The 23,814-nt window shown below is 59.9% G+C and carries 19 protein-coding genes; 10 read left to right on the top strand and 9 right to left on the bottom strand.

All coding sequences use genetic code 11. The features are described from left to right. Positions 1-30: 30 nt before the first annotated feature. Both dusA and OQ287_RS02105 read right to left on the bottom strand, forming a co-directional pair. Positions 31-1,023, bottom strand: a complete 993-nt coding sequence (gene dusA / locus OQ287_RS02110) for a tRNA dihydrouridine(20/20a) synthase DusA (RefSeq protein WP_250936369.1) — start codon at positions 1,021-1,023, stop codon at positions 31-33. 129 nt (positions 1,024-1,152) lie between these two features. Next, positions 1,153-1,914, bottom strand: coding sequence for a CDP-alcohol phosphatidyltransferase family protein (locus OQ287_RS02105; protein ID WP_265895430.1), 762 nt, complete (start codon positions 1,912-1,914; stop codon positions 1,153-1,155). A 249-nt stretch (positions 1,915-2,163) separates the two neighbouring features. On the opposite strand from OQ287_RS02105, the gene OQ287_RS02100 reads away from it, so the two are divergent. The 5 genes from OQ287_RS02100 to OQ287_RS02080 are packed head-to-tail and all read left to right on the top strand — an operon-like array spanning position 2,164 to position 6,480. After that, the gene (locus OQ287_RS02100; RefSeq protein ID WP_265895429.1) at positions 2,164-3,132 is read left to right on the top strand and encodes a zinc-dependent alcohol dehydrogenase; all 969 of its coding nucleotides are present in this window, start codon (positions 2,164-2,166) and stop codon (positions 3,130-3,132) included. Positions 3,133-3,174: 42 nt separating this feature from the next. Next, a complete protein-coding gene (locus tag OQ287_RS02095; protein ID WP_250936366.1) occupies positions 3,175-3,585 on the top strand; it encodes a 6-pyruvoyl trahydropterin synthase family protein in 411 nt (136 codons plus the stop codon). A 2-nt stretch (positions 3,586-3,587) separates the two neighbouring features. Then, positions 3,588-4,637 (top strand): glycosyltransferase family 4 protein, encoded by a 1,050-nt coding sequence (locus OQ287_RS02090; RefSeq protein WP_265895428.1) that lies wholly within the window; start codon positions 3,588-3,590, stop codon positions 4,635-4,637. Then, positions 4,634-5,524 carry a class I SAM-dependent methyltransferase gene (locus OQ287_RS02085; protein WP_265895427.1) on the top strand — a complete coding sequence of 297 codons (891 nt, stop codon included), beginning with the start codon at positions 4,634-4,636 and terminating at the stop codon, positions 5,522-5,524. Before OQ287_RS02090 ends, OQ287_RS02085 begins: the two co-directional genes overlap by 4 nt. Continuing rightward, on the top strand, positions 5,524-6,480 hold the full coding sequence (locus OQ287_RS02080) for a lysylphosphatidylglycerol synthase transmembrane domain-containing protein (protein WP_265895426.1): 957 nt from the start codon (positions 5,524-5,526) through the stop codon (positions 6,478-6,480). The genes OQ287_RS02085 and OQ287_RS02080 overlap by 1 nt, the downstream gene beginning before the upstream one ends. Here OQ287_RS02080 and OQ287_RS02075 read toward each other — a convergent pair. Continuing rightward, positions 6,439-7,284: a RibD family protein gene (locus tag OQ287_RS02075; RefSeq protein ID WP_250936362.1), complete on the bottom strand. Its 846-nt coding sequence runs from the start codon at positions 7,282-7,284 to the stop codon at positions 6,439-6,441. The two genes, OQ287_RS02080 and OQ287_RS02075, sit on opposite strands and share 42 nt — an antisense overlap. A 212-nt stretch (positions 7,285-7,496) precedes the next feature. On the opposite strand from OQ287_RS02075, the gene OQ287_RS02070 reads away from it, so the two are divergent. Continuing rightward, positions 7,497-7,787, top strand: coding sequence for a hypothetical protein (locus OQ287_RS02070; protein ID WP_265895425.1), 291 nt, complete (start codon positions 7,497-7,499; stop codon positions 7,785-7,787). Next, positions 7,784-8,362, top strand: a complete 579-nt coding sequence (locus OQ287_RS02065) for a 3TM-type holin (RefSeq protein ID WP_265895424.1) — start codon at positions 7,784-7,786, stop codon at positions 8,360-8,362. The genes OQ287_RS02070 and OQ287_RS02065 overlap by 4 nt, the downstream gene beginning before the upstream one ends. Here OQ287_RS02065 and recD read toward each other — a convergent pair. After that, positions 8,321-10,315, bottom strand: coding sequence for an exodeoxyribonuclease V subunit alpha (gene recD, locus OQ287_RS02060; RefSeq protein ID WP_265895423.1), 1,995 nt, complete (start codon positions 10,313-10,315; stop codon positions 8,321-8,323). The two genes, OQ287_RS02065 and recD, sit on opposite strands and share 42 nt — an antisense overlap. Further along, the gene (gene recB, locus OQ287_RS02055; RefSeq protein ID WP_265895422.1) at positions 10,305-14,036 is read right to left on the bottom strand and encodes an exodeoxyribonuclease V subunit beta; all 3,732 of its coding nucleotides are present in this window, start codon (positions 14,034-14,036) and stop codon (positions 10,305-10,307) included. The genes recD and recB overlap by 11 nt, the downstream gene beginning before the upstream one ends. Positions 14,037-14,148: 112 nt before the next feature. Here recB and OQ287_RS02050 point away from each other — a divergent pair, with 112 nt between their 5' ends. Then, complete coding sequence (locus tag OQ287_RS02050) at positions 14,149-15,210, top strand: C45 family autoproteolytic acyltransferase/hydolase (protein ID WP_265895421.1); 1,062 nt, start codon at positions 14,149-14,151, stop codon at positions 15,208-15,210. Here OQ287_RS02050 and OQ287_RS02045 read toward each other — a convergent pair. From OQ287_RS02045 to recC, 4 genes are read right to left on the bottom strand one after another with little or no spacing between them, the layout of a single operon-like run. Further along, complete coding sequence (locus OQ287_RS02045) at positions 15,189-15,806, bottom strand: nucleotidyltransferase family protein (protein ID WP_265895897.1); 618 nt, start codon at positions 15,804-15,806, stop codon at positions 15,189-15,191. The genes OQ287_RS02050 and OQ287_RS02045 overlap by 22 nt on opposite strands. Then, a complete protein-coding gene (locus tag OQ287_RS02040; RefSeq protein WP_265895420.1) occupies positions 15,806-16,804 on the bottom strand; it encodes an XdhC family protein in 999 nt (332 codons plus the stop codon). The genes OQ287_RS02045 and OQ287_RS02040 overlap by 1 nt, the downstream gene beginning before the upstream one ends. A gap of 48 nt (positions 16,805-16,852) precedes the next feature. Next, on the bottom strand, positions 16,853-17,440 hold the full coding sequence (locus OQ287_RS02035) for a UbiX family flavin prenyltransferase (protein ID WP_265895418.1): 588 nt from the start codon (positions 17,438-17,440) through the stop codon (positions 16,853-16,855). Positions 17,441-17,481: 41 nt separating this feature from the next. Continuing rightward, positions 17,482-20,934: an exodeoxyribonuclease V subunit gamma gene (recC, locus tag OQ287_RS02030; protein WP_265895417.1), complete on the bottom strand. Its 3,453-nt coding sequence runs from the start codon at positions 20,932-20,934 to the stop codon at positions 17,482-17,484. Positions 20,935-21,216: 282 nt separating this feature from the next. Between recC and fucP the strand changes: the two genes are divergently transcribed. Together fucP and rluF are read left to right on the top strand one after the other, a co-directional pair. Next, positions 21,217-22,518 (top strand): L-fucose:H+ symporter permease, encoded by a 1,302-nt coding sequence (gene fucP, locus OQ287_RS02025; RefSeq protein WP_250936353.1) that lies wholly within the window; start codon positions 21,217-21,219, stop codon positions 22,516-22,518. Between the two features lie 223 nt (positions 22,519-22,741). Beyond that, entirely contained in the window at positions 22,742-23,785 is a 1,044-nt protein-coding gene (rluF, locus tag OQ287_RS02020) for a 23S rRNA pseudouridine(2604) synthase RluF (RefSeq protein WP_265895416.1), read from the top strand. Positions 23,786-23,814 lie beyond the last annotated feature (29 nt).

The raw sequence follows: 23,814 nt of genomic DNA, 5'->3' as shown, positions 1-23,814 counted from the left end.
TAGCCATTGGTCTCATGCGACCGGATCACATCACACCACAAGAGCCGCAGCATCATCGAACACCTGTATTCCCGCACCGGGACGATGGGCCTGCTCCGACAGGTGCCGCCTGAACGCTCGTCCGCCATGACAGCCATGAAAAAGACCCAGCATATGACGTGTCAGATGATTGAGCCGTGCGCCCTCTTCCAGCCTTCGCTCGACGTAGGGTCGATACGCCCTGAGCACGTCGGCACGGCTGGAAACAACCGGCACACCTCCCCACAGGCGCTCATCTACCTCGGCCAGCAGATACGGGTTCTGATAGGCTTCGCGCCCCACCATCACACTATCCACATGGGCAAGCTGTGCCTGACACTGCTCAAGTGTCTTGAGCCCCCCATTGATCCCAATGTGCAGCTCAGGACGAGCGGCCTTGAGGCGATGCACCCGGTCATAATCCAGTGGAGGCACATCCCGATTTTCCTTGGGCGACAACCCCTGAAGCCAGGCCTTGCGCGCATGCACGGTAAAGATGCGTGCGCCGTGATCGGAAACAATCTGAATAAACCGGGCCAGGTCGGCCTCGGCATCCTGATCATCTATGCCAATGCGGCACTTGACCGTCACGGGTATAGAGACCACTTCCTGCATGGCCCTGACACAACGCCCTACCAGCTCGGGATGAGCCATCAGGCAGGCACCGATCAGATTATTCTGAACCCGGTCGCTCGGGCAACCCACATTCAGATTGACCTCACTGAACCCCCATTGCTCTGCAATCGCCGCGCACTCAGCAAGGGCAACAGGGTCGCTGCCACCAAGCTGCAGTGCCAGGGGGTGTTCGATATCGTCATGACCGATGAAACGCGTACGTGGGCTGCCATGAAGCAAGGCACCAGTGGTTACCATCTCGGTATACAAAAGGGTACGACGGGTCATGCACCGGGCCAGAACGCGAAAGTCCCGCGTGGTCCACTCCATCATGGGGGCTATGGAAAAACGGCGTGCATCTTCCACACGAGAAAGGGGATTATCCAGCATTATCATCTACCATGGCGCCTGACAGACGCGATCACATGAGCGCAAAAGGGAATGGAATATCACAAGGGCGCGAAGTGTCGCACAGCCGACTTTCTGGCGCACCTTTAGCCCGGTATTTTCACGCCCTGTTCAGGACAGTACATCGCGATGACGGGCAGTATTGTAGAGCCACAGCGTATCTACTCCAAAGGAATGGATCAGCGCCACCAGTGCCACTGCGCCAATGATAGAAGCAGCCAAGGGCCCTACCCACGGCAGCAGACACATCATCAATGCCACCACCTGCACCACACATACCACCTTGCGTCGGCGAGAGGGAAACAGGGGCGCCTTCAAGGCAGGCCAGCATGCACCAGCCACAATAAACAGATACCGCATAAGGCCTGTCAGCATGATCCATGCCCCCACCTGCTCCAGTTGCCATACCGCAATGCTCAGAAGCAGAATGAACCCGGCATCCAGTTCCATATCAAAGCGCGCGCCTACCGATGAATCACACTGAAAGCGTCGTGCGGTCCAGCCATCAACGCCATCAAGCGATAGCGCCACCAGTGCCAGAAGCAGAAAGGCCAGCATATCCGAGCGAATATGTTCGGCATACATCACCATGCCTGCCAGATAGCAGACAATGACACAACGAAGCAGTGTGACGGCATTGGCCCATCCCAGATGGCGCTGCCCATATCGGCGCAAGGCTGTCCAGACCAGAAAACCGCAAATGCAGTAGCTTGCAAACGCGGTCTGACCCACGCCCGGCACTGAGTGGCTCAACCCGGGATTGTGACTTGCCAGCCACTGTAACCCCCAGAGTCCGACAAAAAGCTCCAGCAGCACCCATTCCCCGCCAGGTGCACGAGCCTTCATGTCATTCCACCAAAGCGGCTGTTCCATCGAGGCACTCCCTGACCCACATCTGTATAACTATTTTATAACTTCAAAGGCGTACTCAAGCCACTTTCGCAAACAGGCTTCGACTCATTTGACTATAGCTTACATCGACTTGTCAGACCTTGTGGTACGGCCATACGGTGGCACACACCATTGACATCAAGGCTAAATCAGCTTAACTGAGCAGCCAGCAGTACAATATTTGTAGCGTATTGGCGCTATGGCCATGTGAACGTACAAGGAGCAGGCATAGTGCGCCGTACTTCCCGAGCATTCTGGATTACTGACTGCCAGCGTGGCGAGTTGCGTAACACGCCCCTCCACGCTGCCACTGATCAGTCGGTACTGATCACGACCCATTACAGCGGCATCAGCCGGGGGACCGAGCGACTGGTTTTTGAAGGGCGCATTCCGGAGAGCGAAAGGGAACGCATGCGCGCTCCCTTTCAGGCCGGCGAATTTCCATGGCCGGTAAAGTATGGCTACAGCGCCGTGGGCAGGGCCGAAACCGGGCCGCTCGCCGGACAGATGGTATTTTGCCTTCACCCCCATCAGGACTGCTTTCTGGTACCGGAAGATGCAATAACGCCACTTCCGGCGGGCCTCCCCCCGGCACGTGCCGTGCTTGCAGCGAACATGGAAACGGCTCTGAACGGTGTCTGGGACGCAGCACCACGCATAGGCGATCGAATAACGATCATCGGTGCCGGCGTGGTTGGCCTGCTGGTCGCCTCGCTCTGCAAGGGCATTGTCGGCACCGACGTCGAAGTCATCGACCCGGCCGCCTCGAGAACAACGACACTCTCCCACCTGGGGCTTGATCATCGCCTGTCCGCCGAAGAGGCATCGAGGGAGCGCGATGTCATCATTCACGCCAGTGGACACCCGAAAGGGCTTGAAACGGCGCTGACACTGGCAGGCCAGGAAGGCCGCATCATTGAAATGAGCTGGTACGGCTCTACCGCAGTGCCGCTGATGCTTGGCCAGACGTTTCATTCCCGGCGCCTGACACTTCGCTCAAGTCAGGTCGGAACCATTGCTCCTGATCAGCAACCGCGCTGGAACTATCGACGCCGCCTGGAAAAGGCAATGGCGTTACTGTGCGATGAGCGCTTCGACACCCTGATCAACGGAGAAAGTCCGTTCGAGCACCTGCCTGAACACTACGCCGACATCGTGAAGAACCCGGATACACTGTGTCATCGCGTGTCGTACTGCTGACAACACTCGCGTTACACCCTTTTCACTTTTCAGGATAACACCATGTATAGCCTGACCGTTCGCGACCACATCATGATCGCCCACAGTTTCAACGGTGATACCTTTGGCCCGGCCCAGAAGATGCACGGTGCAACCTATATCGTTGACGTGACATTCAAGCGCCCCGAGCTGGACGATGAGGACCTGATCGTGGACATCGGCCTGGCCAGCCAGGCGCTGTCTGACGTACTGAGCGCCTTCAATTTCGAAAACCTTGATGACCTCAAGGCGTTCAAGGGACGAAATACCACCACTGAATTCATGGCGCGGGCTGTCTTTGACCGCCTCGCTCATGCTATCAATGAAGGGAAGCTGGGAGACACCGGCAAGGCACTGACTGCCATGGCAGTCACACTGCACGAATCGCACATCGCCTGGGCAAGCTACGAAGGCGAACTGAAGGAGAATCACTAAGCATGGATACATTCAATTTCGTTTCCGCCGGCCGGCTCAATCAATTGACCGGTGGCTATATCTACAATGCGCGCGTGATCAACACCCTTCGTCGTCATGATATCGATGTCAACGTCATTGAACTGGAAGGCGTGTTTCCACAGGGTGATGACACGGCACGCAGGGCACTTGACCATGCGTTGAGCGCTCTACCCGACCAGTCCCGGGTCATTTGTGACGGGCTGGCCATCGCCAACCTGCCCGATATTGTCGAGGCCCATCAGCACCGGCTGCACCTGACCGCCGTGGTCCACCTTCCGATTGCTGACGAGACCGGTCTGCCCGATCAGACACGCCAGCAGTACATGGCACAGGAAAAGCGTACTTTAGCGGCCATGGATGACATCATTGTTACCAGTCGTTTCATGGCACGGCGCCTGGCGGACTATGGCATTGAACCCGATACCATTCGTGTCGTTGAGCCCGGCGTCGACAAGGTAGCGGCCTCGCAACCGGATCTCCATCCACGTCGGCTGCTGTGCGTGGCCACGGTCATCCCGCGCAAGGGGCAGGCATTGCTGGTCGATGCGCTCGCTGAGCTGTCTGATCTTGGCTGGAAATGCGATATCGTCGGTGATCTGGAACGAGATCCGGAATACGTCGATGACGTGCGCGCCCGCATCAAGGCCCACGGACTGGAAGAACGCATTGAACTGCATGGCGAGTATCAGGGCGAGCAGCTGCAATCCATGTATCAGCGCGCCAGCCTGTTCGTACTGCCCTCTTACTTCGAGAGCTACGGCATGGTCATCAGCGAAGCCATCGCCTACGGCGTGCCGGTTGTAACCATGAACGGTGGCGCACTGATGGAAACCCTGCCCCGTAATGCAGGCATTACTCTGCCTCCCGGTGATACCAACGCCCTGTCGAACACCCTCAGGCATCTGCTGCAGGACAACAAGGCCCGCCAGCAGCTCGCCCAGGGGGCGCTGGAAGCCCGTTCAAGCCTGAGACTCTGGACGGATACCGGGTATCGCTTCATGAAGGCGGTACGCCATGAGCAGCCAGCATGACAGCGGCCGCTTCACCGGCACCGGGCAGCCAGTTCGCATCGGACTGGCTGACGCTGAGGGAACCTGTCGACCACCGGTCGCGCCATCCGTCATTGCTCGCACCGTTGATTGATGCACTGAACAGCCAGGCGCACAAGCGCCTGGCTGTTGTCGATCTGGGGTGTGGTCGAGGCAGCAACTGCCGCTATCTGGCACCTCGCCTGCCGTTTGATCAGCACTGGCAGCTGATTGATCATGACCCGATTCTGCTTGATGAAGCCATGGTCAGTGCTCCCACCCTGTCATCAGGGCAGCTTGAGCTTTCCAGCCACTTGAGCAGCATTGCCCACCCGGCAGAACTTGTTCCGCCCTCCACCACACTGGTGACCGCCTCAGCGCTACTGGACCTGGTATCCCGCCCCTGGCTTGAGGCACTTGTAGCGCACTGCTCAAGTCACTGCATGGTAGTCATGATGACCATGAGCGTTGATGGGCGCTTTTTTATCGAGGACCCTGACGGAAATCCGGCACTGAAGCGGCTCGATATGTTGATGGAAGAGGCCATCAACCATCACCAGCAACAGGAACGCGGGCTGGGTACAGCCTGTGGCAGCGAGGGCTGGCGTATTGCGGCTGAATTGCTGGCCGATGCAGGGTATCAGGTACATTGCGCTCCCGCTGACTGGCAGTTGTCTCGCGCCTCGGGCACTGGCGACCTCGCCCTGGCCGAGCGTCTGCTGAGTGAGCGGGTTGATGCCGCGCTTGAGGTGGTGCCTGCTTCGCAGCACGATGCACTTCAAGCATGGCTCGCGGCACGGCTTGAAGGGGTTAATCAGGGAAAAATCACCATCAATGTCGGGCATCAGGATGTATTGGCGGTGCCAGACCAGTGGCATCAGGCCCTGTAATGCACACGGGGCTGCGTCTTGCGTTCATGGCCCTGTGTCTTGGCATCATGGCGTATACGCTGGATATATCACATATACGTCAGTCCCTGTCGGCCCCCTCTCCAGCCTGGCTGTTACTGGCTCTGCTGCTGACCCTGCCGCAGGTCTTTCTGTCGGCCTGGCGCTGGCAGCTGACGACCCATGCCCTCGGACTGTCACTATCGCTGCGTCGGGCCGTCAGCGAATATTACATCGCCACCTTTCTCAATCAGCTGTTACCCGGTGGAGTGGGTGGCGACGTGGCGCGCGCCTGGCGACACGGTCACCGACAGGCCTCGCGAACCCGCGCCTTCCATGCCGTCATGATCGAACGAGCATCAGGCCAACTGGCCCTGCTGCTGATTGCCGGCATCATGCTGGCCACCCATCCTGTCGTGCTGACTTCATTTCATCGCAGTGAACCGTCAGGCACCACCGGTCAGATTCTTCTGGCAGGGCTGGCAGGTATCGGAAGCCTGCTTCTTTTTCGCACATCGACAAGAAAGGCGCTGGCGCGCTTCGGCCATCACATCGCCTTAAGCCTGTGCGGCAGCCACCTCTGGATTAAACAGTTGAGCGGCTCGCTGGTAATCGTAGCGACCTATATTGGTGCTTATGCCTGCTGCGCACGTGCTCTGGGCAGCACGCTCGACAGTCTGACCCTGCTGGCACTGATTCCACCGGTGCTGATGGCGATGGCACTGCCCTTGTCGATCGGGGGGTGGGGAGTTCGGGAAGGAGCGGCGGCGCTGATATGGGCCTCGGCCGGCCTCTCCTCCAGCGAAGGCGTAGCAATTTCAGTCGCCTATGGTGCCACCGTGCTGGTTTCAAGCCTGCCTGGTGCCATTGTGATGCTGATGGGACGGCAGAACACGCCACCACACCAGCAGACCTCTTCACACAGAGCCGGGGAAGCGGCAGTCGAACAGGACATCTGATCCCATCGTCCATGTACGGCATTCCGGCCTCAGTGCCTGATCCAGCTCCTCGATATCAGGCAGGGTAAATGCCGGTCGTCCGGAACCGATCAACATGGGTGCCACCATGACATGCAGACGATCAAGGCAGCCTGCCTCCAGAAATCGTGACACGGTAAGCCCTCCGCCCTCGACCAGTACCCGTGACAGTCCTCTGGCGGCCAGCAACGCAAGGATCTGTTCCGGTCGACTGCCATCTGACGCCTGACATTGTGAAATATCCAGATAGTCAACATGAGGCGAAGGTGGTTCTGATGCAGGTTCATTCACCAGATGCAACGTAGGGGCCGCATTATCCGTGAACAGCGCCAGATTCGAGTCAACCCGGTGACGCGGGTCCAGTACCACACGGCACGGATGACGACCGGCCACCAGCCGAACCGTCAATCGGGGGTCATCGGCCGAGGCCGTGCCAGCACCAACGATGACCGCATCCACCAACGCGCGCAGTCGATGAAGATGAACCAGCCCTTCCTGCCCGGTCACATAGCGTGAGGCGCCTGTAACCGTGGCAATACGCCCATCCAGGCTCTGTCCCAGCTGTCCGATGACCATCGGCCCCGCCATCGCCAGGGGCAGATACAGATCAAACAGACGCACTGTCTGCGCCGGAAGCAGTGTATCACTGCTCCATGCGCCGTCTCTCTGCAGTCTGATGACCCCCTCATCAAACCGGATTTCCGAGCGCTGACAGGCCGTATTGTCACGATCACGTACTGCAAGGATTACCTGCCAGGCATCCCCGTCAATTATCTGTTGTGTCATGCCGGCTCCATGGCTGATCAACGTACTGTGTACTTTTGTACAATCGGGAAAAGCAATCCTTTAAATTAAAAATTACTTAATCATTGAATATTAAAGTATTTTACTGCTTGATTCCTGCTGCCCGCGTCTCAGGCCTTCTTACACGCCCATCTAATGTAACTTACAGAAACAATTTGTGATGATGGTTGCGTCCACCAACGGAGATCACTGAGATGACTACTGGAACCGCCTCATTTGGCTACCCACAAATCTCCTCCGCTTTGGCAGTACTGATGACAGGAGTTATCGGTTGGGCTGGACAGACGCTGATGGAGACCCACGACATGGTGATTCGACACGACGAGCGACTGAGCCTGCAAGGAAATGCAACCCCCCCGCATTCCGGCGCCGTATCCCAACATGCCTGGATGACCGCAACAGAGCGAGAAGAGCGTCAATATCGACAACTTTTGATGGATTTGATGTCCATGCAATCCACCCTGACCAAGGAGACCACCCCATGAACTGGACCAATATTGCCAACACTGTTGCAAGCATGGCCCCAACCGTGGGACAGGCACTTGCAGGGCCTGCCGGCCACCTGGTAGGTCAGGCTGTTTCACGAATCCTGGGAGTAGAAAACACCCCGGATGCCATTCATGAAGCCCTGAAGACCGATCCGGCAGCAGCCGTCAAGCTGGCTGAACTTGAAACCCAACTCAAGCAATCCACGCTGGAGCACGACACACGACGCCAGGAAATAGAGCATGGCGCACGGACTGACCAGCTGAAGAGCATCAACACCACCATGCAGTCTGAACTGTCCAGTACAGACGGGTTCAAAAGCCGCTGGCGCTCGGCCATTGGCTGGACCATGGCCCTGTCCTTCGGGTGGATCAGCGTCATGCTCGGTGTTGCGATCATTCTTGATCCTTCGCAACTGGCCGAGGTCATGGACGGTATCGTCATGCTGATCGTGTCCATGGGTGCAGTGCTTGGCGTCAATATCCGCCAGGTCAGTGTAGAGCGCATGGCCTCAATGGGACAACGGCCTCATTCACTGATGTCCTCCATTCTGACCCGGCCCCGTGCTGGTTAGCCCACCCATATCGGACGCGGAGCCTGACCCATCCTTGACGTCAAGGCGGCACTGTAAACCGGAAGATCGTTCAACACGGTGCCGCATGGCTTCAAAAAAAACCTCGGGACGACGCGCTGCGATATCGCAGCGCGTCTTTGCACGCGTGACCGCCGTATATAAAAGCTCACGGGTAAGCAATGGGGAGTGACGATCCGGCACGATAAACAACACTGATGAAAACTCCGACCCCTGGGATTTATGAACCGTCATGGCATAAGCCGTTTCAACACTGGTCAGTCGGCCGGGCAGAACCGCCCGAACGCGCTCTCCCTGATCAAAAAACACCCTCAGTCGCCCTCCGGCAGCGGCGTCCGGCAGCGCTATCCCGATATCGCCATTATAAAGATTCAACTGGCGGTCATTGCTTGTCACCATGACCGGGCGACCGGCGTACCAGCCATGATCATCACTGATCAGCCCACGGTTGAAAAGCGCCGTAGCAATCGCCTGGTTCAGGGCATCGACGCCCCATTCGCCCCTGCGCAGCGCGCACAATACCCGAAATTGCTGAAAGGCCCCGAGTACGTCTTCCGGCGCGGCCTGCTGATGTACCTGTTCAAGGCAGGCACGATACCCCTCAACGGCACGGCTGATATGCCAGCGAGCACGAATCTCGCCCAGGGGCTCGAGTGCAATATCGGTATAACCGGCTTCCAGCACCTGCCTTGCCCCCGCCGGATCACGTTGATTGATCATCCTCGATAGAGCGCCGATGCCGCTGCCGGCATCAAATCGGTAGCTCTTTTGCAGCACCACGACGTGATCGGCAATACAGCGTTCCGTGGTAGAAGGGGCAAGCGGATATGACGAGGCCTGAGTCAGCCAGTCAGCCACATCGGTACTGAACGCCGGGGGCCAGGCACCTTCGCAGACATCCCCGAGAATAGCGCCCGCCTCCACCGAGGCCAGCTGATCGCGATCTCCCAGCAGAATCAGGCGCGCACGAGCCGGCAGGGCCTCCATCAAACCGGCCATCAGCTCCAGGTCGATCATGGAAGCCTCATCCACCAGCAGAACATCCAGTGGCAGGGGCATCCGTTCACCGAAGCGAAAGCGTCGTGTATCCGGGCGCGCGCCCAGCAACCGATGCAGGGTCACAGCCTCCCGTGGAAGTGCAGCCTTCACTGACTCACTTACGGGCAGATGGGCCAGTGCGCCACTGATCGATTCGGTCAGTCGTGCCGCCGCCTTGCCGGTCGGCGCGGCCATTTCGATCACCAGCGGTACCCCGTCATTTTCCAGCGCCTGCTCCTGCAGCAACGCCAGCAACCTGGCCACCGTAGTGGTCTTGCCCGTCCCGGGTCCGCCGGAAATAACGCAGAATCGCTGTCGCAGTGCCAGCGCACATGCCAGACGCTGCCAGTCCGGCTGCTCCGGGCCGGCAGGAAACAGAACATCAAGCCGCGCGACCGTCTTCTGGTCAGCGGGTAACAACGGGCCCATCCGCGCCCGTATTTTCGAGGCCACCCGGCATTCGCTGCGCCAGAAGCGGCGTAGATAAAGGCGCTCCCGATCCAGCACCATAGGTGCACTACCGTCGCCGGCCGAGACCATTGATGAGCCGAGCAGCCGCTCCGATAGAGGCTCCTGGGCCAGCACTGACAGCAGGCATGTCAGGTCGCCGCCCTCATCCACTTCCGGAGGCAACTGTACATAGGCACACGGCGAGGCCTGGAAACGCTTCAACACCAGACAGATATGGCCGCGACCCGACTGATGACTGACCAGCATGGCAAGCAATACAACGAGGCTATCCTGCTCCCCCTGCTCGGCAATGAAACGAGCAAAGTGCAGATCAATGGGCCGAATCCAGTCTCGCTCGCTCCACTGCTCGAGTAACGTCAGCACCTGGTCGACAGCGGGAAGCGCTGCCGGCGCTTCCAGTCCCAGCTCGCCCTGTTCATGCACCATGCGCCACCTCACTGCGGTCGATGTCGGATATCGGCTGTTCAAACAGCGCATCAAGCCGGTTCAATTGTTCAGCGGTGGGAGTGCGGGCCCAGATACCCAGCGCCTCATCGGCGACCTCCCCGGCAAAACCACGGAGGAAGAGATAACGCACCCCCCCAAAATGACGCGCCGGATCATAGTCCGGCACACGAGAACGCAGCAGTCGATGCACCGCCAGCGCATACAGCCAGTACTGCACGTCGTAGCGATGCTCGGCAACCGCGGCCTCCATGGCCTCGGCGCGATAATCTTCCAGCCGGTCTCCCAGATGATTGGATTTCCAGTCAATGATGTACCAGCAGTCATCCTTCTCGGCCAGCAGATCAATGAAGCCCTTGACCATACCACTAAGCTGCCATGCTCCCAGAGCCGGTCGACGGGTAGCTATCGGGTCCATCTGGCGAATGGCCTGGTCCAGTGATGCAACATTAACCCCGTGGACCGGCACCCAGAACTCAACCTCCACCTTCCAGCGATCAAGGCCGGCCAGCGTCACCTCCGGCGCCGCCAGACGACGAGATGCCAGGCGGCGTGCCGCATCAATGAGTACAGGTCCCCAGCGCGCTTCCATCCCTCCCTGAAGCAGTCGATGCTCAAGCCAGACCCGAAGGGAGGAGTCATGTTCTTCCTCCCCCAGCCGAGGCCAGTCCACCTGATCAAGTAACGCATGAAGGAAGGTTCCCGGCCCCGGCCCGCGAGGAAAATCAAGCAGGGTATCCCCCGGAGGCAGCGGCAAGGGGGTCCGCTCATCAACCACTTCCACGTCCACGCCCTGCATCGGCGCCTCGTCATCCGTCGATGCCGCCTGGGTACGCCGCATCAACTGTGAATAGGAGCTGACGGCATATCGCCGATCTACCCGGCCCGTGAACAACCGTGCCGCCCCCGTTTCCGTGGCAGGTCCGCTGGCCACTGGCGCCGACTGAATCGGCTCGGGCAGTGCCAGACAGGCACTGATGTCCGGCGCATCCAGTCCGCGTAATGCTGAAAGCACTGCCGTACCACGGGTGATATCTCCCCGTTCCTCCAGCAGCCAGCCAATGGCAGACCTGTCAAGCGAGGTGGCATCCTCGGGGTGCTGCCTGCCCTTTCGCCCCTTGAACACGGGAGCCAGTCCCAGACGGCAGGCGTACTGTGCACGGGTCAGCCCTACATACAGTAGCCGCATGTCCTCCTCGAGCCGCTGTCGATCTGCAGAAGTGCGCTGCTCCGGGCTCAAATGCCAGGCCTGGAAGCGACCCAGCTCGGGATCCGACAGTACCACTGGTCCGGCGGTGTCCTTGATCTCTCGATAATTGGCAATAAAGGGCAGATAGACGACCGGATACTGTAGCCCCTTGGCCTTGTGCAGGGTAATCACACGCACCAGTGCCTCATCGCTTTCAAGCCGCTGCACCAGTGCATCCGAACTCATGCCCTGCTCGACATGCCCTGACAGGGACCGGTGCAACCAGCGCATCAGGGCCTGCTCCCCTTCCAGAAACTGGCTGGCCATTTGCGCCAGTTCACCCAGATGCAGCAGATCGGTCAACTGACGCTCTCCATCCGGCCAGGAAAGACACCGCCCCCCGATATCGAAATCCTGCATCACGGTACGCAGCATTGGCAGCACCCCATCACGCTGCCAGCGCCGGTGATAGCCATCAAAGCGCTCGATCATGGTCTCCCAGGCCATCTCGTCCTCGCTCAGCGAGGCCACAACCGACAGGTCATCCGATAAAAGCCGCGTCGCCAGGGCAGCACGCAGCCGGCGATCGTCCCGTGGGTTGGACGCTGCCTCCAGCACCTGCAACACCTGAAAGGCAGTTGCCGACTCGAACACCGAGCGTTTCTGACTCAGATAGACACTCTTGATCCCCTGCGCATCCAGCGCCTGTCGCACCAGATCCGCTTCTCGACCGGTACGGACCAGGATGGCAATATCTGCCGGCCTGATCGGCGTCAGCGGTGTATGCTCGTCGCGCCGAAACCCGGCGAGACCGGCGCGCCCGGAATCAAGCAGGCAGCGGATATCATTGACCAGCGCCTGGCTCATCAGGCGGGTGTAGTCACTGACGGAGACGGAATGGCTGGTCTCCGGCCACCAGAACCCCATGGCCGGCAGGGTAACGCCCTGCGCTTCCAGCCGCGTATCCAGCCCGTTCGCTGTCACCGCCTGAAACGGGATTTCTTCGCTGCTGAACGGATTAACCCGCGCCTTGAACAGCCGGTTGACCGCGTCGACCATGGCCGACGTAGAGCGAAAATTCCGCTCAAGCGTGTGGTGAGAATCGGCCGAACGCCGTGCCGCCAGATAGGTTTCAATATCGGCACCACGGAAGCTGTAGATGGCCTGCTTGGGATCCCCTATCAGCAAAAGCGCCTGGTCCAGCCGCGTAACCGGATAGATTGTTGAAAAAATTCGATACTGTACCGGGTCGGTATCCTGAAACTCATCGATCAGGGCCACGGGAAGCTCATCACGGATACGCCCGGCCAGCCGTGACCCCGCAGGGCCGGCCAGCGCGTCATCCAGCTCATTGAGAAGGTCGTCGAAGGTCCACTGGGCCTGGCGACGCTTTTCACGCAGGAGCGCCTGACAGATATGGTCCCGGGCGTGAGCCATCAGCCCCGGCGTCGGGTCTTCCGGATGGTCCCCCAGATCGACCCAGTCTTCCAGCTGCGCGAAGAAGGCATGCTCCGGGGCGTCGTGGCCTTTTTTCACCGCATCGCGGATACGAGTACGGCCGCAAAACGGCTGTTTTTTGCTGTCGCGCAGGGCACTCGGAAATGTCAGGGATGGCGAGCTCAGCCACTGTTCAAGCAGCGACCACTTCTCCTGAAGGTCCTCCAGACTGAAGCTGCGCGCATTAAGCCGCTTCTGCTCGACGGCCTCCGACAGGCAATGGGTAATCGCTACCTGTTCGCGCGACCACAATTGTTGCAACGCAGTCTTTTGAGCGGCCAGTGCAGCGTCAAAGGCCAGCACGGCAGACAGCGCCTGCTCCACCGATTCAGGGCTTTCGATCAGGACGTTGTCCCAGTAAAGCGGCATCGGTCGCCCGTCCATCACCAGAGGGCGCACAGCCTGCCCCAGCGCGTCCGGCCCGCTCCAGAGCCTGCCGATCACCGCCTGTGCCTCCACCGTTAGCCCGTAGAACTGCTGGCGCCAGTAATCATCCACCACCTGTTGATACAGTGGCGCAATATCCTGCACCAGCGTAGAGGCAAACAGGCTGCCACTGTCAAAGGCATGGCGCTTCAGCATCCGCTGGCAAAACCCATGGATGGTGAAAATGGCGGCATCATCCATCATTCGAGCGGCCTGATCGAGCCGAGCAGCAGCGTGGCGACACTCCTCCGGGGTATAGGGCTCGAGCAGTAGAGCCAGCACCTTGTCAGTGATGGGGTCACTGGACAGCAGCGCATCCCGCGCTTCGGTCAGCCGACGACGAATACGGTCACGCAACTCCTGAGTAGCCGCTTCGGTAAACGTTACCACCAGAATTTCCGGCGGCATCAACGATCGGGCAAAGGCGTTGTCACCGCCATGCCCAAGTACCAGCCGGACATACAGTGCTGCCAGCGTAAAGGTCTTGCCGGTGCCGGCGCTGGCTTCGATCAATCGGCGGCCAAACAGTGGAAAGGCAGCAATATCGAGGTTTGTCACTGACGGTGCAGACGAAGTGGAATCAGTTATCACGGCGAAAAACATCCCTGAAAAAGCCGGACGGCCCTCGACGTTACGGCCATGGCGAACCAGGCTTTACTACAGGCGTAATGGACGCTGTTATCGAGAGTGAGGATATCAATCCATGGTGACACAGATAGAAGCACGCGGCAGCCATTGGGCGCTGGGCGAAACGCATGGTCGCCTGGCTGCCGAGGAAATCAGGCTGGGTCTGGCCAATTATCGGCGCATGTTCGAGGAAGTAGCCGGCATCGACTGGAATGAAGCTCGCCGAACGGCAGAGTCCTTCATTCCGGCCATCGAGCAGGCATGTCCGGAGCTGATGGAGGAAATGAACGGAATTGCCGAGGGCGCGAGCGTCGAGCCACTGGACATTCTAGTGCTCAATGCACGCAGTGAAATCGTGCTGACCCATGCCAGCCGGCCCGTTCAGAGCGATGGGTGCTCCGCACTGGCACAACGCCACCCGGCCGATGGCAGCCAGTGGCTGGCTCAGAACTGGGACTGGATTCCCGATCAGGCTGATGCCCTGATCACCCTGACACTTTATCCGGACAACAAACCGGCCATCCACATGATTACCGAAGGTGGCATCATCGGCAAGGTAGGTCTGAATGATCAGGGCGTAGGCGTATGTCTCAACGCGCTGCGTTCACAAATCTGCGAACCCAAGCTGCCGGTTCATATCATGCTGCGACGCGTACTTGAAAGTGACAGTGTCGAACATGCACTGGACATGATTGATGATGTAGGCACCGCCTCACCAGCCCATTTTCTGATCGGTGACGGCGATGGCAATGCCGCATCCATGGAGGTTTCACCGATGGGCGATGCCGCCATGAAACCGCGCGAGGGCAATCTCTTTCACACCAACCACCTGATTGCACCTCACCTGCCGCCGGGCCTTGAGGACATGCCGCATGACGACTCCATGACACGTCTGGCGCGCCTGCGTGCCATCAGCAGGGAAACCACGCCGTCCGTCGAGTCACTGTATGAACGGCTCAGTGACGAAGACAATGCCCCCTGGAGCATTTGCCGTCATCGTGATACCAGGGTGCCGGACAGCGAACAAATGGAGACCCTGTTCACGCTGGTCATGAACCTGACCGAGCGCCGGGCCGAATACAGCTTCGGCAAGCCCTCGGCACGGCCGGAGCGCCTTCATTTCGCCTTCTCGTCCTGAGACAGATCCAGGTCACGAGGCCGGTCAATATCACGAATCACGCCCGGGTCATTGATAGGCACCTCATCAAGCGCCTCAGGGTATTGAGCCAGCACCGCCCGACCGGCTTCGTCCCGGTCCAGCGCCTGAAGGGCGGGCCAGAAGCGTCGCCCCCAGACGACCGGATGGCCCGGAACATGCCCCCCTGCTCCGCCTTCCTCGTACCGGGGCCGAACGACCCGCATTTCACTGGCCCGAGCCGCCAGCAGGTGAAGGGTAGCCGGCTGAATCCAGGGCATGTCTCCGAGGGCGATCATGACAGCCCGGGAGGAAAGGCACGAAGAGACGGCCGCCATCGTCTCGGACAGGCTCGCGCCCATGCCCTGTTCGGCTCGATGACAAAAGATCGGCACCCAGCCCGGGTGTGCGGCGAGCAGGTCCTCGCACCAGTCAGTGCATCGGTCGCTGTGCCTCAGCGCCACAAACCGTGCCGGAGCATGCCTGAATGTGGCAAGCGTCGTGGCGAGGATACCCTGTCCATCAGGCAGTATCGCCTGGCGCTTGTCCGCGCCGAACCGGTGACTTCGCCCCGCTGCCAACACCACAACCGGCAACATCACGCGGAAAGCACGTCATCGGGGCGCGTTTCATCCGCGGCCAGCGCGCGAAATGCCCGCACGATGTCTGCCACGACGGCCAGAGCAATCTCTGCCGGCGCCTTGCTGCCGATATCCAGCCCGACCGGCATGTGAATACGGGCGATATCCTCGTCATCAAGCCCCCCCGACCGCTTGAGTCGCTCGGCCCTTGCCCTGGAGGTACGCAGGGACCCCATCACACCGATATAAAAGGCATCCGTCCTGACCGCCTCGATCATGGATGGATCGTCCAGACGCGGGTCATGGGTCAGGGCCACGATCGCCGTTGCCCCATGGGTGGCGCCGGAGGCAATAAACAGTGCCGGCAGCACGTTCTGCACCTCCACACCTGGCACATCAAAGGCGCGCCGCTCCGCTTCGCGGGGATCACAGACAATCACTTCAAAGCCGGCCAGGTGCGCAAATTGCGCGCAGAAGGTGGCTACCGGCGAAATGCCCGCGAGTACCAGCCGAAGCGCAGGGCCTACCCTGACACGAATCCGGGTGGCGTCCTCTTCAACCACCGGACCACTGGCCTGCTCGTCCAGTTCGACGCGGTAACGCCCGGACGCCGGAGTGACAAGGCGTACCAGCCGCCGCTGGCCCAGCAAGGTGGCATGCAGCACTTCCAGGTGCGTCAGCCATTCGGCGTCGGCGGGCCGGCGCTCGATCATCACCCTCAATACGCCACCGCACGGCAGATGAAGTCGCTGACCTTCTTCCTGACTGGCCCCGTAATCAACGCATTGAACCGGCTTGTCGAGCAGGCCATCCACGAGGGCCGTGATAAACGCCTCTTCTACGCATCCGCCTGACAGCGACCCGACATATTCACCGCGCGCACAGGCAACCAGCAACGACCCCGGCGGACGAGGCGATGAGCCCCATGTAGAAAGCACCGTACAAAACCACAGGGTTTCACCCTCGCGCGCCCATTCAAGTGCCTTTTCCAGCACCTGCACATCCATGTGATGCATGCTGAACCTCATTACTGTCAAAAGGGAAAATCAAGTTCTCGGCGGCCGTCATGGCGCCAAGTCATCCTTCCAGCGCGACACAACGCCAAGATCAATATCAAACAGATCCAGCACCCGTCCCAGACTGTGGTCCACCATGGCCATCAGACTGTCGGGACGGGCATAAAACGCCGGCACCGGTGGGGCAATGATGACGCCCATTTCGGCCAGCGAAGTCATGTTACGCAGGTGATTTCGATGCAGTGGTGTCTCGCGCACCATCAGCACCAGACGACGCTGCTCCTTCATCACCACATCCGCGGCCCGGGTCAACAGCGTCGAGGTGGACCCGGTGGCCATATCCGACATGGACCGCACCGAACACGGGGCAACCACCATTCCCAGTGTCCTGAAGGACCCGCTGGAAATGGACGCCCCGATGTCCTTGCTCGAATAACAGACATCTGCCAGCGCCCTGACTTCCTGTGCCCGATAATCGGTTTCATGAGCCAGGGTAACCTCTGCCGACGGCGTCATGACCAGATGGGTTTCAATGGGCGTCGGGCGTAAAAGTTCAAGCAGACGTACGCCATAAATAGCGCCTGAGGCGCCGGAAATACCGACAATCAAGCGCGTCGGACGTGATGTACTACTCATGCAGCTCTCCCTGATCTGCCGCACTGAACGCGACAGCCGGATTATGAAGAAGGGTCAAGCGGTGACTGTTCGACCCGTGTTGACAGGTCCGCCCAGAAATCACCATAAAGTGCCCGTGTTGCGTGCTCGAAACCTGCCTCAAGCAGGTGGTTCATGGAAGGCCAGAGCTCTCCCATGGCGGGCTGACGCTGACGCAGCCCGGGCAGGCCATTGAAGACCCCCTCCTCGTAAAGGGTAGTCAGCTGCTCATGCAGTGCCCAGCGCGCCTCATCACTTGATGAAGCATCATCGCCGACAGGCTGACGTGACCACCAAAGCAGCGCCAGCTCGCTGGCCGTGGGCAGAGGCGACTGCCATGCCGCCAGCCACTGGGTCATCAGCGTCTGGCAGCGCTCACGGGCGACGGCCAGTGTCGGCGGGGACAGCGTCAGGGCCCGGTCTTCAAACAGAACCCCCAGATGCACCGATTCGCCGCTGGCAGCCAGCCACTGCTGCCAAAGCCAGCCGGAATACAGTCGATGCGCCTTGCCGTACCGGTCCAGACGGCCATCCCGGTGGTGACGGAAATGGCTGTAATGACCGGCTGCCAGCAGCCACAACCAACGTCGTCCGTCAGGGTCCTGTCGGATATCATCCCGTCGGTCCCGCAGGGTCAGGGCGATGCCGCCCACGGTCAGGCACTCGTTGAGCACCACGTCGCCGGTGAGCGTCAGCGACTCCATCATCCCACACCAGTGCGCCCACTGCTGCTCCACCGGGGCCAGCAGCGTCTGTGCCCACCGGTCTCCGAATCCTTCCGCCGGCAATTCGCCACGGCGTACCCATCGGGCCATGCTGGTTGCCAGGGCCTCGCCCTGCTCGGCACTGTCAAGCAGCGACTGCTTGATCTGATGTACGTCAAGGCCATTCAGGCCAAAGGGCTCGCGGTCCTCCTCCGGCACCGAGGGTGCCTGAAAGCCGATCCCCAGACGCTGCTGTACGCAGACGCCCATGGGCTGACGCATCAGCCGCTCCAGATCCTCCATCCGCAACCGGGCCTCCGGCATGCCGGCTGCAAGCCCCCCTGACGAAGCGGGGGCGTGGGGGCGATGTATCCGCGCCCACTGCTGATCGTAGGTCCAGAGCGGGTCGGCAGGATCAAAATAGCGCCTTGAAAAGGGCTGCAGCGGGTGACAGGTGGTTAACTGATCCACCACTGCCCCGCCCTGCCAGGCGCACCAGCCGATACGCAGCGTATCCATCAATTCGTTGATCAGTACCGACGGCGTGCGCTCGCTGTTGTCGCGCTGATCGTGCCCCACCCAGGACAGGGTCAGGCGCTCTCGGGCCGACAGCAGCGCTTCAAGAAACAGGTAGCGGTCATCGTCACGCCTTGAGCGGTCACCGGCCAGCGGCCGCCGCGCCATCATGTCAAAGTCCTGAGGCAGCCGGGAACGCGGGTAGTCACCATCATTCATGCCCAGCAGTACCACTTCCCGAAACGGGATCGCCCGCATCGGCATCAGGGTGGCGAAGTTGACCTTCCCCGCGAGAAACCGCTGGGCCAGCCCGCCTTCATCCAGGCTGCCTGCCAGAGCATCATGCACCACCACTGCCGGCAGGGGGTCGTCAAACCCGGCGCATCGGCATTCGTCGCACCAGCGCGTGACGGCCTGCTGCACCCGTTCGACAATCATCCACTCCCCCGGTGTTTCCGGAGCCAGCAGCGTGGCCAGTACGTCATCCAGCACGCGCTGCCAGTCGGCAGGCGCACGAGATGTCATTAGTCGCGTGGCCAGAGCGTCAAGCCGGTCCAGCAGCATCGCCAGCCGGCCGGCCAGCGCAGCATCGATGCCGGCAACGTCTGCGTAGGGCTCGATACCGTTGAAGGCCTCGCCTTCACCACTGGCATACCCCAGCAGCATGCGCTTCAATCCAAACGCCCAGGTGTTTTCTGCAAGTCCCGGCAGCCCCAGCCGTTCGCGATGTGCGCCATTAAGCCCCCACCGCACGCCGCTTTGCTCCAGCCAGCGTCGCAGCAGCGGCAACTCGCTTTCTTCGATACGCACCCGGCGCCTGAAGGCAGGTACATCCAGCCAGTCCAGCAATCTGGACACCCCAAGGCGCTGATCCGGCAACTGCAACAGCGATAATACCAGCATCAGCAGTGGATCAGCCTGACTGGCCTGCTGGTCGGCAATGGTATAGGGAATATAATCGCGCTGATCAGGGCTGATCTGCCCAAACACGGCCTTGATAAAGGGTGCATAGGCGTTGATGTCCGGCACCATGACGATAATATCCCGCGGCATCAGGTCCGGCTGCGCTTCGAAGGCCGCCAGCAGCCGGTCTCGCAACACTTCCACCTCCCGAAGCGGGGAGTGTGTAACGATCAGACTGATGGAGTCATCATCCTGCGCTACCGTGCGCTTCTGCCCGGCCTGTACATGCTCACTCGGGTGGACGAGGTCCAGAACATCCTGCTGAAGCTGATGAAGCAGTGGCGCGTGTGCTAAAGACCCTGCCTCGATCCGGTCACGGAACACATCCTCTTCGATCGAAAAGGGGTTGTGGGTTTCAAAGTCATACAGCGATACCAGAAAGTCACGTCCCTGGGTCCCCCAGCTGGCCAGTAGCGGGTTGGCATGCAGATGAAGTGCTTCAGGTGCCAGGTCGGCAAGGCCTGGCTTGTCCTGGTGACGGCGCGCCTTGAACTCGCGCCGCAACACGTCCCGATCGGCAATCACGTCGCCCCAGTAAAAGCGACAGGGATTGGTCATCAACAGCACCACCTCCATCACGCCCGAGAGTGCATGAAGTACCTCCAGCACCTGACGCGGCAGCGAAGACACCCCAAAGACAAACACCCTCGCCGGCAGGCCATCCGGTATCCGCTCAAGGGTAGCGGCCCGGGCAATGAACCGGGTATGAAGTGCGGCACGGTGCTGGTCGCGAAGCGCCTCCGGCGCATCCTCCATCAGCGCACGCCACAGTGCCGGTTGCCACTGCTCCTCCTCGGTCATGTCTGCCGGGAGGGTCTCGTTGGCCGCCCAGGCGGCCATCCACCCGGGACGATACACCAGATACTGGTCAAACAGGTCGGCCAGCTGAGCCGCCAGCTGATACTGCTTGCGGGCCATGACATCCCGGTGGGGATAGCGCTCTCCCTTCAGGTAATGGCGCAGGGGAGCAAAGGCCGGAACCTCAAGATACGCAGGCAACAGCCGCATGATCCGCCAGGTCAGCGCCGGCTTGTCAAAGGGAGACTGGTCGGGGATATCATCACCCAGAACGGCGCGGTAGGCCCGCCAGGCAAAGGAGGACGGCATGGGAAAATCCGTCGAGGCAGCCACGCCCAGTGCGTCGGCCAGTCCCAGCTTCAGCCATTGGGCCATGCCGTTGGACTGAACGATAAAGGTTTCGTCGTCCAGCGGCGGCAGAGGCTGCCTGGCGACCAGCGACAGCGCAAGGTCCCTGAGGTCTTCAACGTGATTGGCGTGTACCACCGTAAACATGCAGGTCCCCTTTCCAGTGAACCGATATCCTGCCATCAAACACCGGGCGAAGGTACCGCTGCACCGGCCTACATAAATCAACGCCTACTGATCTATTCGACGATAGTCTAAATATCACCTTCAGCACATCCTATGTCGGACATGCACATGGTAAGGTCGCCGTCGCTAAATCGTGTCAGCGGCCCCTTTTCCCGTCTGAACACGTCATTTTCAACACTCGTTACACCTGACGCAGTGGCCATGACGGTCCATCGTACGCGTCGGCTCCAGAGATAGAATTCAATGGCAACCCATGCAAGCTCTCAGGCAGCCCCTTCCGGGAATGCTGCTACCCGTACCCAGAACGGGCCGTTGGCGGTCGTTACCACGGTCTTTTTCATGTGGGGATTCATCACCTGTCTGAATGACATTCTGATCCCGCACCTGAAGGCCGTCTTCTCGCTGAACTATACCCAGTCGATGCTGATTCAGTTCACCTTCTTTGGTGCCTATTTCATCATGTCGATGCCGGCCGCCAAGATCCTGACCCGCATCGGCTATAAAAACAGCATCAGCCTTGGCCTGCTGATCGCCGGTCTGGGGGCAATCATGTTCGTACCGGCAGCCATGGCCCCGTCCTACGCCCTGTTCCTACTGGCACTGTTTGTACTGGCAACCGGCGTGACCATGCTGCAGGTTTCAGCCAACCCGTATGTCACGCTGCTGGGCCCGGAGCACTCCTCTTCCAGCCGGCTGAATCTGGCACAGGCCTTCAACTCTCTGGGCACGACGGTTGCTCCGCTGATTGGTGGCGCCGTCATCCTGTCCGGCGCCGTGCTGGGTGCCGAACAGATTGCCCAGATGACCGATGCACAGGCAACTGCCTACAAGATCAGTCAGGCCCAGAGCGTTCAGGTACCTTATATCGTACTGGCCGCGGTACTGGTCGTACTTTCAGCGATCATCTTTTTCTGGAAGCTGCCTCACTTCAAGGATCAGGCCTCCGGTGAAAGCGATACCGGCAGCTATACCTTCAAGGACGCCCTGCGTCATCGCCACGTGAAACTGGGCGTTATCGCGCTGTTTCTGTATGTCGGTGCCGAAGTATCCATCGGCAGCTTCATGGTCAATTACCTGGCGATGCCGAGCATCGGCAACATGACGGAAGCCAGCGCCGCGCATATGGTCACTTTCTACTGGGGTGGCGCGATGATCGGACGTTTCATTGGTTCGGTATTGATGCGCTCCATCCGGCCGGAGCTGATGCTGGGCCTGGCTGCGCTGATTGCTGCCGCACTGCTGGGCACGACAGTGGCCACTACCGGCCATGTTGCCATGTACGCCATTGTGGCCATTGGTCTGTTCAACTCGATCATGTTCCCGACCATCTTCACTCTGGGTATTGCCAGGCTCGGGCCGCTGACCGGCAAGGCCTCCAGCCTGCTGATCATGGCGATTGTGGGTGGAGCGCTGCTGCCGGTCATTCAGGGAACCCTGGCAGACAGCCTTGGCCTGCAGGTTGCCTTTTTACTGCCACTGCTGTGCTACCTCTTCATCGCCTTCTACGGCTTCAAGGGCTCGAAGGTAGTCACTCCGGTGAAGTGATCCAGATACTGATTACACGATCCTGACCCCGCTACGGCGGGGTTTTTTAATGCCTGAATATCACCCTGTGCGCCACATCCTGGCTTCACGGGTGATTTTTTCTCGACGCGCCCCAATGTCTTTCCTCTACAATGGCCTTCCTGCAAGCCTGTCAGACTGGCACACCGCCTTTCGAGGCCGGGCGCGGGGCATTTTCTTTCAGCACTTATCAATACGGTTATTCATGGTGAACCCTTCCACGACCCGTCTGAACAAGTACATCCGGGAAAGCGGTATCTGCTCTCGCCGGGATGCCGACCGCTTCATCGAACAGGGCAATGTCTATATCAACGGCAAGCGTGCCGGCATTGGCGATCAGGTAGCGCCAGGCGATACGGTGAAGGTGAATGGTCAGCTGATTGATCCCCCGGACCCGGAAGATTTTGTTCTGATAGCCCTGAACAAGCCGGTCGGTATCGTCAGTACCACGGAGAGCTCGGAGCGCCATAATATTGTCGACTTCGTACAGCATGGCGCTCGCATCTTTCCCATCGGCAGGCTGGACAAGGAGTCCCAGGGACTGATCTTTCTGACCAGTAACGGGGATCTGGTCAACAAGGTGCTGCGAGCGGGCAATGACCATGAGAAGGAGTATCTGGTTACCGTCAACAAGCCGATAACCGATGACTTCATCCGGGGCATGAGCGAGGGCGTACCGATTCTCGGCACGCGTACCAAAAAGTGCCCGGTCTCGAAGGAAGCGCCCACCGTGTTTCGCATCACGCTGATTCAGGGCCTGAACCGCCAGATCCGACGCATGTGCGAGTACTTTGGCTACGAGGTTCAAAAGCTTGAGCGCGTGCGTATCATGCACATGACTCTGAAAGGGCTGCCGGTAGGCGAATGGCGGGACTTTACTCAAAAAGAGCTTGAGCAGCTCCTGGCAGCCGTTGAGGATTCCTCCTCCCAGGCCCCGCCCGGACGCAGGAAGTCATCCGGGCATTCCGCGGGCAAGGCCAAGAATGCTGCCTCCGGCAAGGCGCGTCACAGGGAGGCGCGTGGTGCAACGTCTACCGGACGCAAGCCCTCCTCCAGAAAAGCCGCCACGTCCGCAGGGGGGAAACCATCGTCTCGCGGCAAGCCGGCCTCCGCGAATGGCAAACCTGCCCGGAAAGGCAGCAAACCGGCTGGAACCGGCACCAAATCGGCGGGAGGTGCCAGACCTTCTGCCAAAGGCAGCCGAAAAGGACCGGCGAAGCCGGCCGGAAAACCGACCAGACGTCGCTGAACGCCAGCAACCCCATAAAAAAACCCGCC

Origin of the sequence: Larsenimonas rhizosphaerae, assembly GCF_026240105.1 — a bacterium.
GTDB lineage: Bacteria > Pseudomonadota > Gammaproteobacteria > Pseudomonadales > Halomonadaceae > Larsenimonas > Larsenimonas rhizosphaerae.
Note: the sequence above shows the minus strand (reverse complement) of the source record. Positions and strands in the feature narration are given on the sequence as shown.